10 protein-coding genes and 1 pseudogene are annotated in these 14,218 nt (G+C 42.2%); 8 read left to right on the plus strand and 3 right to left on the minus strand.

The window, feature by feature from the left end; all coding sequences use genetic code 11:
* Positions 1–103 precede the first annotated feature (103 nt).
* Complete coding sequence (locus LEP1GSC058_RS06595; protein ID WP_016548808.1) at positions 104–463, plus strand: PilZ domain-containing protein; 360 nt, start codon at positions 104–106, stop codon at positions 461–463.
* 531 nt (positions 464–994) lie between these two features.
* Here the strand turns inward: LEP1GSC058_RS06595 and LEP1GSC058_RS06600 are convergent.
* Positions 995–3,529 carry a methyl-accepting chemotaxis protein gene (locus LEP1GSC058_RS06600; RefSeq protein WP_016548748.1) on the minus strand — a complete coding sequence of 845 codons (2,535 nt, stop codon included), beginning with the start codon at positions 3,527–3,529 and terminating at the stop codon, positions 995–997.
* A 371-nt stretch (positions 3,530–3,900) separates the two neighbouring features.
* Here LEP1GSC058_RS06600 and LEP1GSC058_RS20465 point away from each other — a divergent pair.
* A pseudogene (locus LEP1GSC058_RS20465) lies at positions 3,901–4,244 on the plus strand (transposase); the annotation flags it as partial.
* Here LEP1GSC058_RS20465 and LEP1GSC058_RS06610 read toward each other — a convergent pair.
* Positions 4,236–5,513 (minus strand): PilZ domain-containing protein, encoded by a 1,278-nt coding sequence (locus LEP1GSC058_RS06610; RefSeq protein ID WP_039948127.1) that lies wholly within the window; start codon positions 5,511–5,513, stop codon positions 4,236–4,238. The pseudogene LEP1GSC058_RS20465 and the gene LEP1GSC058_RS06610 overlap by 9 nt on opposite strands.
* 184 nt (positions 5,514–5,697) lie before the next feature.
* On the opposite strand from LEP1GSC058_RS06610, the gene LEP1GSC058_RS06615 reads away from it, so the two are divergent.
* Together LEP1GSC058_RS06615 and LEP1GSC058_RS06620 are read left to right on the plus strand one after the other, a co-directional pair.
* Positions 5,698–6,225, plus strand: a complete 528-nt coding sequence (locus LEP1GSC058_RS06615) for a hypothetical protein (RefSeq protein WP_039948145.1) — start codon at positions 5,698–5,700, stop codon at positions 6,223–6,225.
* Positions 6,225–7,013 (plus strand): enoyl-CoA hydratase/isomerase family protein, encoded by a 789-nt coding sequence (locus LEP1GSC058_RS06620; protein ID WP_016548839.1) that lies wholly within the window; start codon positions 6,225–6,227, stop codon positions 7,011–7,013. The genes LEP1GSC058_RS06615 and LEP1GSC058_RS06620 overlap by 1 nt, the downstream gene beginning before the upstream one ends.
* Positions 7,014–7,096: 83 nt before the next feature.
* Here the strand turns inward: LEP1GSC058_RS06620 and LEP1GSC058_RS06625 are convergent, their stop codons facing one another.
* The gene (locus LEP1GSC058_RS06625) at positions 7,097–8,242 is read right to left on the minus strand and encodes a putative glycoside hydrolase (protein WP_016548911.1); all 1,146 of its coding nucleotides are present in this window, start codon (positions 8,240–8,242) and stop codon (positions 7,097–7,099) included.
* A 92-nt stretch (positions 8,243–8,334) separates the two neighbouring features.
* Between LEP1GSC058_RS06625 and LEP1GSC058_RS06630 the strand changes: the two genes are divergently transcribed.
* The 4 genes from LEP1GSC058_RS06630 (at position 8,335) to LEP1GSC058_RS06645 (ending at position 13,913) form a co-directional block, all read left to right on the plus strand.
* Complete coding sequence (locus tag LEP1GSC058_RS06630; protein WP_016548752.1) at positions 8,335–9,261, plus strand: histone deacetylase family protein; 927 nt, start codon at positions 8,335–8,337, stop codon at positions 9,259–9,261.
* Between the two features lie 25 nt (positions 9,262–9,286).
* Positions 9,287–9,544 (plus strand): hypothetical protein, encoded by a 258-nt coding sequence (locus LEP1GSC058_RS06635; protein WP_016548896.1) that lies wholly within the window; start codon positions 9,287–9,289, stop codon positions 9,542–9,544.
* A 323-nt stretch (positions 9,545–9,867) separates the two neighbouring features.
* On the plus strand, positions 9,868–11,907 hold the full coding sequence (locus tag LEP1GSC058_RS06640) for a tetratricopeptide repeat protein (RefSeq protein ID WP_016548786.1): 2,040 nt from the start codon (positions 9,868–9,870) through the stop codon (positions 11,905–11,907).
* Positions 11,904–13,913, plus strand: coding sequence for a tetratricopeptide repeat protein (locus LEP1GSC058_RS06645; RefSeq protein ID WP_016548877.1), 2,010 nt, complete (start codon positions 11,904–11,906; stop codon positions 13,911–13,913). Before LEP1GSC058_RS06640 ends, LEP1GSC058_RS06645 begins: the two co-directional genes overlap by 4 nt.
* Positions 13,914–14,218: the final 305 nt, after the last annotated feature.

Genomic DNA, 14,218 nt, shown 5'->3' on the forward strand with positions numbered 1-14,218 from the left:
AATACGAAATTAGATCTGTATATCTATTCGCTGATCATGGAAAGATATCATTACGCAGATCGAATAGAGCTGTTTCGGGACTCTTCGGTGGAGATGGGATATAATGGAGCGTAGGAAAGCAGATAGATATTTTTCTGAGGAAATATGCAAATTTAAAGTTCGTGCTAAAATCGACGAAATCGCGGTTAATGGATTTATATTCGATATCTCCGAATTAGGAGTAGGCATCGTCGGACAAATGCCGGATGAAAAGAGAATATTCCCTGGCGCTAATATTTCCGGATATGTAATAAGCCCGGATGAAAGAAGAAAATTCCACTTCGAAGGATCGATTGTCAGAAAGGAATTTATTTCTCAGGACGAAATTGAAAGGCTTCTCATAGGAATCAAGTTTTCAGTCAAAATCTCGTTACCGGATTATTTGACCGTGCATGCCCTGCCCGTCGGATTCATCGTCGATTAATAATGATCCTTTCCGGTCGAAATAGGCGTCCCCATTTCGACATCTCATTGAATTTTATTCAGGTAGTATGAATCGTCCGCCTCTTGATAAAAACGTTTTCGTAAAAGTATTTAATTACGAAGTTAAGAGGCTGAATCAAGTTTTGCGACAGACGGAAATAACGTTTTGTCTGCGTACCATTCGCCCAATATTAAATAGATTAGTGAAATAATTATACTAAAAATACGAATCATTAACCCATACATAATCTTCAATAATCATAATTCTCGGATTATTACTTTTAAAGGGCACCCCATCTTTAGCCTGCCCGGAATTAAAATTGTTCTTATATCTTACGAAGTATTTAAATAAAATGTGATCAACAAATCACGTCATTTATCCCAATGCCAAAGCTCGATCACCACAGATCGGCGTTAATGAACCCTGACAGATTCTCATTTCCACAATCGTTTTGAATCTTTTTCTTTGTAATTTATATCGATTACGATTTTATTTTATAAATTTACCAATTCTTATAGGACACGAGTAGATTCAGAATTTGTAAGTATTGATTACCTGTTGAAGATTCTCTCCTATCTGTTCGACATCGTTCGAATTTTCAAGAAGAGTTAACGAACTATCGGCTATTGTCTGAGTTCCGGCAGCAATCACTTGAAGGGACTTAGATATTTCTGTCGCGGCAATCCTTTCTTGGTTTGCTGCATCAAGTATTTGATGTGAATTGTCAACAATCATTTGAATAGAATTTACGATCTTGTCCGCGTCATGGCTTTGCTTTTCTTTCGCATCGCCTACTAAATTTGCCGCATCGCGTATCCTCGAAATGTTATTCAGAAGCTGGCTAAAGCTGCTTTCCGTTTCTTCCACCATCTGAACGCTATTTGCAATTGCCTTTTTTGTTTCAAGAGTAAGCGAGAGGATACTCCGCGTATTCTGAGCCGTTTGATCCGCTAATTTTGTGATTTCTTGTGCAACTACTGCAAATCCCTTTCCCATTGCACCTGCACGCGCCGCTTCAATTGCCGCGTTCAGAGCAAGCAGATTTGTTCTCTCAGATATTTCGTTTATTATATCCACAACCTCATCAATGCGTGAGGCTTTTTGATTCACTTCATGAATCGATTCTGAAGTTTTTCTCGAACTTAACATGCCTGAGGTCGCTTGCGTTGAGAATTCTTCGGTTAACCGTTTCATATCCTGCATGGCGTCCTCTACATCCTTCATTGCGGAGCGGAATTGAACCACTACAGTTCCTATTTCTTTCAAATGCCCTGACTCAACCGTAAGACTTCCGAGAACGTTTTCCACAGAAGCCGTGAGCTCCTCCGTTGCCGCAGAGGTTTCCTCTGAGGATGCGGCTTGGTCCTGGGCGGCATTGGAATATTTTTTAACGAGTTCAGCGACATCTTTCGACTTAATCGTAAGTTTTCCCGTTACTTGTCTTAGCAGAAATACTATCTCAGTAAAATTCAGAATAAAAACTCCCATCCATTTCAGAAGTCCGCCGATTTCATCATTTATTCCGTAATCTAGATTCTCCTTTAATTCGCCTCCTCCTCTTACAATTTGCCGTATCTTATTTGTGCTATCTCTAATGACATCCAATATACTTTTTATAGTAAGAACCTGAAATAAAATCAAGAGCCCAAGAATGGAAATGACGGAAGTAGTAACAATGAATCCATCTTTTTTCGATTGTTCGGCCTTTACCTTTAGTTTTCTAGCAAGACTGGATGCAACCTTTTGATTAAGCGCAAAGACACTGTCAATGCATTCAGTTATTGGATCAAAAAATTCTCCGGATTTAATTTTAGGTCGGTTCGTATCAATTATTTCTGCTGAAATAAGAGTCGTAATTTTATTTATTTTTAAGGCGGTATCGTCGTAACCCGATGCAAAATCTTTTTCATCCGGATTAAATTGAACTATATATTCGAAATTCTTTGATAGATTTTCAAAGGACCCTCCTGCGTAGCCAAGTAATTCCTTAATCTTTAATTTATCAGAATTAGGTATACTCTCCCCTTTTACGAGTAACGGGACAATGTAAGCCCGCAACTGTCCAAGACTTTCCGCAAGATTCTGGAGTTTTGACACCGAGGCATCCACCATGAAATGCGTATCTTTTCCTGAATCGAGAAATAAACCCGAAGCTACTCCCACCGAGCTATCTAAATCTAATATTAAGCGAATCAATTTTACGTGTCTCGAAAAACTTTCTCTATACGTAAGATTACGATTATTGTCTCGCAAGTTCTCCCACCCGCTTATGATCGATTTTCCTTTTTCGAAAGCCTGAAACTTATTACCGGCGGCATCATTAAGAATCTCAAATTCTTTATATCTCGCATTCATTTCATTTTCAATTTCCGTAATTTTGGGCAAAACTACGCTCTCGCCCCCCAGAAATCTTCCCACCAATCCTCTGTGTTTTGCGGTGAGCCTCATCAATTCCGCAAGCTTCAGATTATATTCGCTACCTTCCAATCTAGATATCGAATTGAAATATTCCTCGTTTATATCTAGAATAATTTTTAATGAAAATGACCCTAACGCAATTGCCATTAAGATAAGAATGAAAAGAAGCTTTGTCTTAATACGATATCTTTGTAAAAATTTCGTTGGATTTAATATCCACTGAATATCAAATTTTGCTCCTTTTTTATCCTTATATCTCCTAATTGCCGCGGCAACCTGTTCTTCCGTTGGCCTTATTCTTATAGCTGTGAATCCGATTCTTTTGCCATTCGAATCAAAAATTGGCGTAACCGTCATATACGCCCAATAATAGTTGCCGGATTTTACTTTATTTTTGATAACCCCATTCCAAGGATCTCCGGAAAGAATCGTTGCCCACATTTCCTTGAACACCGCGTCGGGCATTTCCGAATGACGCATGATATTGTGATTTTTCCCAATCACTTCCTCTTTAGAATATCCGCTAAACTTAAGCAGATCATGGTTTGCCTCTATTATTTTCCCCGAAACATCTGTCGTACTAACAAGAGTAGTATTTTCGGGAATATCTATCTGGTTGCCGATAGTATTTGGGTTTGCAATCTGCATACTTACTCCTGCTCAAACAAATATTGAAAATAAAATTTCATGCTGTAGCTGCCCGGCGCCAGTTTCATTTTTAGCCTAGTTACTTTTTAGTGTACACTTTTTAAGCAACATTTTCTTCAAGCTCGGCAGAGCCCGCATAAACTACGAAAGAATTTGATTTCTGTCTATTATAATATACTTCTATATCATCATTAACTGCCGTTTCAGAGCGGAGTTTTCTAATTTAGAAAAGTAATTATATCCTATCTCTCCTGTTGAGGAAATCAAAAAGGATTCACATACTGGGGTCCGGACCATTTCCATTTCTTGTTCATCGATTTCTCTACCTGGATTTTTGAGTGAAAAAGGTGTCCGATTTTATGCGACGAGGCTACGGTATTGATGAGAATCACTGCTCAGTTAATCATTCCGCCAGATCAAAAGATAATCGATATAGATGGGCTCGCAATCGTTGGAGCAAGAATGAGTTCATAACCAGGTAGCGGAAGGTAATCAGAGAGTATTGAAGACCGCTTTTTCTTCTTACGGATATATAAGACCCGAGTATTCGCAACTCTACTTGAATGAGTTTAGCTTCATTAAGAATGCAAATGTATTCGGGCTAGATTCGCTAGTAGAAGGTAAAAATCATGATCGGAATAGACATCTCTTTCCCTCGGAGAGCCGGGGACCCTATGGGACGGTTCGGATTGGAGGGAAAGGATGTTTATTCTGAAAGGATTTTTAATTTCTTGCTGAAAATATAGTCCTGCAGATAAACCATATCGTCCGGATTGGAATCGAAGAAATTCACTCCGAGCTGGTATCGATTTTCCGAGATTGCCAAAAATCGTACGACTTCTCCCCTAAGAACCAGATCCCTTTCGGCAATAGGAACAAACATTTTAATGATATTATGTTTTTTTAAGTAATTAAAGGTTCGAAGTTCTTCTATTTCGAAAAGGAGTCCATTCATACTGATATCAAGAATCTTTGTAGCCGCCCTGGCGGTTTTATAATTTTCCTGACGAATATAGACTTTCGTAAGCGCGTAAGTTAAAATCTCGCCAAGCTCTTGAATGTACAAAGCCTGCTGAAGCACGATGGAGAATTTATCCATGGCGGTGGAAAAGACTCTAATATGACCGATGACGTCGTTGAAGAGCCTAACAGGCGTGACAACGTACGAAATCATAAAGTTGCGGACCTCCTCCTTTTGCATGTCCCGAAAAAATGCGTCCGCATTAGCCTGCCCTTCCGCTTGAACCATTCGAAGATATCCCGCCCGGAAATTCTCAAGGCCCTCTTCCTTTCCTTCTCCGATGTAATTCATGATCAAAGAACAGTCGGGAATATAAACCGTCGTATTGAATTCCTTAATGAACCTGCCCAAGAAGCCGCCGTCGTTACCAGGACCGTAAAACTCGATCTCATAATCGCGTGAAACTCCTAAGATGTAATCGGTAGCCATCAGATTGATCAGTTTTAGACTGGGATGATCTTTTTTAATTTCTTTCATTAAATGAAAGAACCTTTGTTCCACGTAAAGATTCTTACCTAGTTCCCGTTCTCCCCCCGTTAAGGAACGGTAGAGAATTACGTAGTTCATGAATAAGTCGTCTACGGCGACCCGAAGATTTTGTCTAAACGCCGCCGCCTGCAATTCGGAGGGAATTTTTATTCTAACATGGTCTTCCCAAAAATGCAGAATCACCACTTCGAATTGATATAGAATATTCAAAATTTCGAAACTGATCTTCGCCCGTAAAATCCCCTTAGACTGTATATACGGAACGAGAAAGATTAAAGTGTCCTCTCCAATCTCCTCGACTACGGCACTGAGTTTATCCCCTTCGTAATCGAATGGAAATTCGCGCTGGTCCGCCTTTAAACTGTAAAATAGATGCTTAACCAAATTGATGTCGGAACCGATGATCGTTTCCCCGAACATCGTTTCCAGGATTGTTATCAATTCTTGAAGACTATCCGATCTACCTACAGCCATAATGCGCCAAAATTAAAGAAGCTCTATCTAATATTTTCGACTTTTGAAGAAGTCGAATCCAGCCGATAACATCGCTTTCTCGTCCAGGACCCGCTTTTTCGAGCGATCCAATGGGACATAGTGGAAAGGAGAAAGGAAGGAAATTGTGCGATGGGTTTTTCCAGGTCATGCCGAAAAAAATAGCATGGAACAGAATAAGTCCGAACTCAACCCAGAACTCTTTGATATGATGCGCCAAGGCAAACTTTCCGCCACGAAAATTCTCGCATTGATTTCCCTAAAGGAATTGGTGGATAGATTCGCCTGCATCCCGTTCCTGGAACAAGATAAACTCGCCGAAATTAAAAGTAGAATCGGTGTGGAGCCGGACATCCTTAGTTGGGGGGATTATTTTCAAACGGAAGTCGCCTCTCGTTTCTTTGATAGATCCGACGCAGATTTTTCTAAAATCGTGGATACGATTCGGTTCGATATGATATCCGCCCATTTAATCTTTTCCGGTAAGCCGGACTATTTTACCGATTCCGTTCGCGGGCAAGCCATCATGTCCCGTTCCATCGATTCTAGTTTCTGGACGCTAGAGGATGAGGAGAATGTTCATTTGGAAATTCTTTTGGACTACTTCGAGCAGATGGGATTAGGCAATAAACCTCTTGCAGTGTCGGATAGAATTTGGTATGAAAGTTTTGAATTGAAGCAGGAAGCTGTTTAATGGCATTAGTCGAAGCCGAAACGGTGGAGTTATCCGCCGATTCCCGAATAGAAATTCTTTATCTAAATAACCCTGAAACGAAGAATTCTATGACCCGCGATATGGGTCTCGAATTTAAAGCTCATATCGATAGATTGAAAAAAAGTCCGCCACGATCGGTCGTAATCACCGGAAAAAACGGAATTTTTTCAGCCGGCGGTAACTTCGAATTGCTGAAGTCGTTTGCAGAAAAGGATTTTGAAACGAACAAAAAAGAAATGTTCGAATTTTATAATCTTTTTCTATCCGTTCGCGATCTGCAAGTTCCGATAATCTGTGCCGCTAATGGACATGCAGTCGGAGCCGGCCTGTCAATTACGTTCGCCTGTGATATCCGAATCTTCGCTACCGAAGGTAAATACCAATTTAATTTCGTGAAATTGGGAATTCATCCAGGAATGGGCTCCAGTTATCTTGTAAGAGAATTATTCGGGACTTCCTTGTCCAATCGACTTCTCTTTCTGGCAGAAACTTTGAACGGAGAAGAATGCTTAAGATTGGGAATTTCGTACGATTCCGTTCCGAAAGACGAAGTATTGCAACGCGCCACCGAAATCGCTATTTCATTAAGCGAAAGTGCGCCTTTAGCTTTATCCGAATTGAAGAAAAACACGTATAATCGGGAAGCCTTAAATGCCGCTCTGCGCTTGGAAGCGGAATCACAAGCGAGTAATTTTCTCTCTAAGGATTTTAGAGAAACGATCAAATCTCTCGAAGAAAAAAGAAAACCGATTTTTAGAGGGTTTTAAATTTCCTTCGAAGATAAAAATGCCGCCGCCTCCTTCAAAGCGACGGCATTTTTCGATACTTAAAAAATCAAGTTTTCTTAATATTATTCGGTGATGTCCAGTTTCCCCTCTTTTGCCGATTCGCGAATCGCTTTAAAAGTTTCCCGATAATCGCTCCACGCATTCCAAACGACAAACCCGTCACTCTTACTATCCACGCTAGCTTCAATTTGCGCTTTAACATAATCCTTTAACGTTTTTTTAGAATGAGCGATCTTCATGGTGAATCCTTGTATGTAACCGACAACTCTTGTCTCCGGGAGGGCACGCTTTTTAGCGTTCGTCAATCCGTCATAAATCGTTTTGTATGGATTGGAAATTCGTTCGGGTTGGCCGTAAAAATGCGAAGGATACAGCATCGGATACAATACGTCCACTAATTGAGAAAAGACTTCCACTTTCTGTCCGATTAGATCATCTTTATTGAATGGGATTCGACCGAATATATCCGCGCCAAGATACGGCAAATCCTCACATTTGTTCGCCTCGCTGCGAATCTTTCCTATGATAGATCCGATGTTTTGATATTTCTTTTTGATCGGAACCTTGATCTCCGGGTCATCGGCATATCGAATATAATCCAGTTGAATTTCCGGAAACCCCGCAGCACAGGCTTTTCCGACATAAGATAAAATCGAATTCAATCGAGCCTGAGTCGGAAACTCCGTTTTCAAGCCTCCGTCGAAGTTTACTAATCGACCAATCGGGTAAAATCCGAGTTCTTTAATTCTTCGGATTTCTTCCGCAGGAGGAGTCGCGGATTGAAGATCGATGACAAGAACATTCACGCCGGCTTCGGCAGCTTCCGATAGGACATTTTCCCATTTCTTTCGATTGGACTGATTCGAGATCAACGAGTTATGAATGTAAATCCCTCGATAAAACTTAGGTGGATGGACGTTATTCTCGTTGTTTCGCCGAAGGACTCTAAGCTTTCGTGGAATCTTAGGCTCGGAAGAAGCGAGAGTAGTATCGGTTACAGTTTCTTTTTCAACCGTCTTCGAAGTAATCGGTTTTTCCTTTTCGATAGTTCGATTTTGAGATCGAGCAGGCGCAGCGTTTTTTTCGCGAAGAACGTGGACCTGACTTTCCTTGGTTTTTCGATTTTCAGGAAACGGTAAGGTAAACTCCGCGCATAATGGACACGAGATCAAAATGAATAAAAGAAGGATAGAAAACGGTTTGCGCAATGTAGAACTCCAGTCTTATATTTAATATCGAACCGAATCGATTCAATCTTTTCCGGAACAGTTTAGTATCTGGAAAAAACCGGAGGAAACGAATGAATTTTGGATATGCATACGAAGATATTTTCCTCCAACACGATACCGGCGATTATCATCCCGAACGACCGGAAAGATTGGAAGCCATCATGGATCGATTAAGTAAAACATCTTACTTTGGGAACCTTACGCATATTTCTCCCGAAAAACTTCACGAAGAAATGATTCTACCGGCACATAATAGGACATATCAAGAACGATTCGTTGCCATCCAAGGAAAGAGAGGGGGTTTTGACGGTGACACCCCCTTCTCTCCAAAAAGTTTTGAAGCGGCGCTCCTGGCTGCGGGCAGCGGTGTAACGCTCGCAAAACAAATTCTATCCGGAGACTTGGATTCCGGAATTGCCTTAGTTCGTCCCCCCGGCCATCACGCTGAAACGGGTCGAGCAATGGGTTTTTGTTTACTCAATAATATTGCGATCACTGCGCATTACCTCTTGAATCGGAATATTCGAAGAGTGTATATTTTGGATTGGGACGTGCATCACGGGAACGGAACCCAGGAAATTTTTTATGATTCCGATAAGGTCTTTTTTACCTCGCTCCACCAATACCCTTTCTATCCAGGTTCCGGGTCCGTAAAGGAAACCGGTTCGGGATCGGGGAAAGGTTTTACGCTTAATATTCCTCTGCCGCGTGAATCTTCGAATTCGGATTATCTGCAGGAATTTCAAGAAAAGGTAATTCCCTCGATTCTAGAATTCGAGCCGGAATTCCTATTGATTTCGGCAGGCTTCGACGCCCATAAACAAGATCCTCTCGGTGGTATGTCCCTTTCTACGAACGCTTTTTCCGAATTTACTCGGCTGGCCAAGGAGGCGGCGTCTCAATCTAAGGCAAAGATACTTTCCTTTCTCGAGGGCGGTTATGATCTTCAGGCACTGGCCGAAAGTGTGGAAGCTCACGTAGCTGTATTAGCGGACTAAAGGGGCTTAAAAAAGTAACGCAGCTATGTCAAACTTCGCCGATACTAGGAATATGCAGGAGTTCTCCCCGCAATCTGACCTCGCCGTTCGATTTCGAAATTATGTAATTTTACTAGATCGGATTCTGAGAGAAGTGGAGGACGAATTGGAAGAAAACCGTGCGATCCGCCATGAATGGTCGGAATGGCATAGTAATTGGAAAAAAGTCTGGCTGAATCAGACGGAAGAATCCGCTCAACTCCGGGAAAGAGTGTCAGTGAAGTTCCGGAACCGATTACCTTAAATATCCGACGAACCGGCTTTTTCCACCGATGAAACGAACTCCAGACTCGGTTGTTCTTCTATAAATTCAATTGGCCGAAAGAATTTTCCCCACCCTTCTGGGCGGGGGCTGGAGCGAAGCGGTGGAAAATTCCGTATGTCACAAAATTCACCTCCAAGCAACTCCTTTCTACCTGCAAAACTTGTTGGAGCTCCTGCCGACTCTTAGCTTTAGCGTTTCTCATAGATATAGGATAAATAGGCGTTCGAGCAACCGAAACAGTTCGAAAAAGGGGTTGAAATTATGTCTCTAAACCGATTCACTCGGAAATACTGAGGAATAGAATGGAGAGAAAACTATCGCCAAGACTCTTTCTGCTATTCCTATTAGCGGCTTTGTTAGCAGGCCCGCTCCAGCCGGAATCCTTACCCTTTTTTAGCCTTAAGGAAAAAGAAGCGCGAACCTTTTTTAAACGCGGACTCGCCTATTACAATAAAGGAGAGTTCGCGGCCGCCCGAGAAAACTTTCTAAAGTCCCTCTCCTTGAAGCCCGATTTCGCACACGCTAAATTCTTTCTATCCGAAACATATTACCTAAGCGGGGATTGGCAGGAAAGTTTGGCCGAATTAGAGCAGTTAGAAACTTCGGGGAAACTGAATTTAATCCGTAAAAGCAGATTGGACGCTCTTAGATTCCAATTAGGCGGAAGCAATCGCAAGGACACTTTAGAATATTATAAATCAATTAATGGCGACGACCTCAGGAGGTTTCGATTTCGGAACCCGACAGACGTTGCAGTGGATGAGGAAGGATATTTATACGTCGCTAGTTTTGAAACCGCGAATATCGTAAAATTCGACGCGAACGGAAACCCGGTCGATAATTTCAAAGGTTCCTTAGGTCGTAATTTGCAAGGACCTACTGCGATTGCCGTCCGTGGAAAATCGATATTCGTTGCGGACTATGCAGGCGATATGATCTACGAATTCGATACTCGAGGGGGCTATGTTAATCGGTTCGGTAATACCGGAAAACAGCCGGGCAATTTCCATGGACCTTCGGGAATTTTTCTTACGAGAGAGGGATATCTGTTCGTTTCGGATATGGGAAACGACCGAATTCAAAAAGTTGCGAGGGACGGAAGCTTTCTTCAAGAAATAGGAAAGGGTATTTTAAGACAACCCGCCGGTCTTAAAATCAATTCAAAAGGGGAGATCTTTGTAGCCGACAAGGGCAACCGAAGGATCGTCGTTTTTGATAAGGAAGGAAATTATCTAAAAGAGATAACTCATCCGGCTTTAAAAAAACCCCGAAATCTGACAATCCGCGAAAATAAAATTTACTTAGCCGACGAAGCTGCAGGCCTATTCATCTATGATTCAATTTCCAAGAATTGGTCAAATTTTGAAAGTTTCAGGGATTCGAAGAATAACGTCAGAAATTTCGACCAAGCTTTTGGAATCGGTTTCGATTATACCGGAACGATGTTTGTAACGGATTTCAATCGACATAGATTGGATATCTTTTCACCGAAGGGTCAGCTAGCATCCAACTTAGACCTGTTAGTCGAGAGAGTGATCAGCTCCGATTACCCCGATATTTCCTTAGTCGTGCAGGCCCGAGATCGCCACGGCGCAGCAGTAAAGGCCATACCTCGCAATTCTTTTCGGATCTACGAGATGGATAACCTTTCTCCGCTCATCGGACTTACGAATATGCAGAAATATAATAATCGAGTGACGGTCTCGATAGTGACGGAAAATTCCAAACAAATCGCGGAATCATACCCGCTGATTGAAAAAGCGTTAAAACCGTTCCTATCGGAAATCCGTTCCGAAGATAAGATTCAGCTTCTGCGATCCGGAAAAGACACTCAGGTCGCTTATGCATTTGGAAAAAGTATGTACGATATTTTTCGTGCGATTAGAGCTTTTACTCCGGAAGAAGAATCACAAATCGGTAAATCGTTACAGAGAGGAATTACGGATTTGCTGGATAGCGTCGGACCTCGAGCGGTCTTAGCCGTCGTTTCCGGCAAGGATTTGAAAGCCGGATTTACGCAATTTTCCCCAACGAAAATTATACGCTTTGCCGTAGCTCACGATATTCCGATCTTCTTTCTCTGTTTGGGGGAAGAGGGAGAATCGGTTCAGGTGTACAAAGAAATTGCGGAAAAATCCGGCGGGAAATTCTTAATGATCCCCGGAGGAGGAGCTGAAAAGAGTTTGCGGAATTGGGTGGAATCCAAAAAAGATCGGCGGTATTTACTGTCATTCAAAAGCCGTATCGACTCGTCCGGCGGCGACGTATATATCCCCGTTGTCGTCGAAGCAGTATTCAGAAATTCGAACGGCAAAGCGGAAACCGGATTTTTCAGCCCATGAGAATTTTAATAAAAGATAAATTTCTTTTTTATAATATATTTACTATTTTATCGATCCTGGTATTATCGTGGGCTTCGCCTATCTTCTCCAAAGAAACGATAGAATGGATTAAAGAAGGAGAATCCGCCCTAAAAAGCCGAAATTATGCGGATGCCTACGACGCATTTAGGGAGGCAATCCAAAAAAATCCGCAGTCCGTAAGATCCCATCTCGGTCTTTCCGAGGCAGCATTAAGACTTCATAAAGAAAAGGAAGCGCTACGTTCCCTAAATAAAGTCTTAGAATTGGAGCCGAAAAATAAGACAGCCGTCAAAACTAAGGCGGTAACGCTTTCCAAACTTGGGCAGTATGAGGAAGCGCTGACCGTGATTCGCCCGTTTCTGGACGAGGATCGATACGATACGGATTTATTTCCCGTATTGGTGGAAGTTCAATTAGCACAAGGCAATACTGAGAAAGCGACCTTCGAATTGAATTCCGCATCATCTCGAATGCCGAAAAATCGGGAAATCCGAATGCTGGAGGCGAGAGTTGCTGCGCTCGGAGGTAATTTTTCGAAGGCCCAGGCATTAAGAAGTCAGCTGGAATCGGAAACTTCCGACGACCCGAGCGTATTTTTAGAGTCCGGAAAATTTTTGCTCCTTTGGTCGGAGAAACTGTCTGGAAATCGAAGGGATTCCAAAATTCAGGAATCGGCAGAAAAACTTGAACGGGCAGTTGCACTTTATCCGGATGAAGAGGAAGCGCTTAGATTACTCGCTAAAACGAGAATCTATTCCGGACGATATATGGATGCGGAAGAATTTCTGAACCGATTATTGACTCTCTTCCCTACTTCGACCGAATATTTATATTTACGATCGTTTGCTCGTCTTAAAAAAGATCCTAACTCGAAAGAAGGTCGGACCGACCTTGAACGTCTGCTTAGTCTCGACGATTTGGACCCTTTCATACGGGAGAGAGCCGAAACGTTATGCTTAGAAACTCTTCCTGAAGGGAACAATACTCGCAGAACTTTAGGAGAATATAGATTGCAGCGTTTTCGCGCAAATCGAAACAGTTTCTTATACGATCTAGCTTGGGTTCATCTGATGCGAGCGAGAGAATTACTCCCGAATCGGCCGGAAATTCTCGTACTAGTTTTGGAAGAATATAAGAGAAGAGGTTTATTCCCGCAGTACTTCAACCTTCTCTTAACATTGAGGGAAAAATTCCCGGATAATAAGAAATACGGATACGCGATCGAAAATAATCTAGACAATTTTAAAAAGACATTAAGCTATCGCGAAGGCCTGATCAAAATCGGAGAATTCGGTATCGAAGAAGACTACGGCCGAACTCCTCCGGAGCTTTTAATCTTCGATCTTGAGACGGAGGATTTTTTATCTAAACACCCGGACGCACCTGTAATTGCCGGAAAAGCAATTCGATCTTTCCTCTCCAAAGATCCTCGAATCAGAGCCGTGGATCTGGACTCATTTCGGAAGAAGGAAGGATTGGACCAAGAACCGTATTCCGGAGCAATCATCAAAACTGAGAAGAACTTTTCCCAAATCAAAACCGTGAAGGGAGAATCGCTCCGATTTGTAGCTAGCGGAAAACTCTCCTTTAAAAACGGGGCTCTAAGAATGGAATGGACCTTAAGAGACCGCAAAGAAGAAAAAAATCTAGGAACGTTTCGAGTCTATGCGAAAGGTCGCGATGCGCTTTCCGAAGCGACTCTACGCAGCCGAGACAAACTTCTATCCTTAATACCTGCCATGGGTAGAGTGCATCGAGTGAAAGAAGATTCGATCATAATCAACGCAGGAATAATCGACGGAATCGCTAAAGGTTCGACTCTATATTTGTATAATTCTTCCGCAAAGGTCGGAGAAGCTATCGTGCAAGAAGCGGATCTATATACCTCTAAGGCGATTCCTAAGAATACCGATGAGGTCCTGCGAACTCTTGCCGTCGGGAATAGAGCCTATTGGCATAAGACAAAAGAAGTTGGCAGCGAATAAACCGATTCTTCCTAAATCTATCAAATCCGCAGATGCGCAACTGGACGAACGGAACTCCTCTTTTCAAACTGGAATATATTTTCAGTAGTTCGGGCATCTTAAGAGAAAATAACGAGCAGGAGCTCCAACAAACGCCACGGATATAAAATCCTTGCTATAATGGCGATTTAATGAAATAAGGCATTTTTCCACCGCTTCGCTCCGGCCCCCACCCAAATCAGGGTGGGGATTTTTTACTGCAATCGGAGCGGAATCCCGATGGTTACACGTTCGCGCATGCGCAATTCGCCAATTTCATCTGGAGA

It is taken from the genome of Leptospira fainei serovar Hurstbridge str. BUT 6, assembly GCF_000306235.2.
GTDB lineage: Bacteria > Spirochaetota > Leptospiria > Leptospirales > Leptospiraceae > Leptospira_B > Leptospira_B fainei.

Bases quoted from the DNA above. Each gene is read 5' to 3' on its own strand.
- LEP1GSC058_RS06600 (WP_016548748.1), bottom strand. From the start codon at position 3,529: ATGCAGATTGCAAACCCAAATACTATCGGCAACCAGATAGATATTCCC.
- LEP1GSC058_RS06620 (WP_016548839.1), top strand. From the start codon at position 6,225: ATGGCATTAGTCGAAGCCGAAACGGTGGAGTTATCCGCCGATTCCCGA.
- LEP1GSC058_RS06615 (WP_039948145.1), top strand. From the start codon at position 5,698: ATGGAACAGAATAAGTCCGAACTCAACCCAGAACTCTTTGATATGATG.
- LEP1GSC058_RS06635 (WP_016548896.1), top strand. From the start codon at position 9,287: ATGTCAAACTTCGCCGATACTAGGAATATGCAGGAGTTCTCCCCGCAA.
- LEP1GSC058_RS06645 (WP_016548877.1), top strand. From the start codon at position 11,904: ATGAGAATTTTAATAAAAGATAAATTTCTTTTTTATAATATATTTACT.
- LEP1GSC058_RS06640 (WP_016548786.1), top strand. From the start codon at position 9,868: ATGGAGAGAAAACTATCGCCAAGACTCTTTCTGCTATTCCTATTAGCG.
- LEP1GSC058_RS06610 (WP_039948127.1), bottom strand. From the start codon at position 5,513: ATGGCTGTAGGTAGATCGGATAGTCTTCAAGAATTGATAACAATCCTG.
- LEP1GSC058_RS06630 (WP_016548752.1), top strand. From the start codon at position 8,335: ATGAATTTTGGATATGCATACGAAGATATTTTCCTCCAACACGATACC.
- LEP1GSC058_RS06595 (WP_016548808.1), top strand. From the start codon at position 104: ATGGAGCGTAGGAAAGCAGATAGATATTTTTCTGAGGAAATATGCAAA.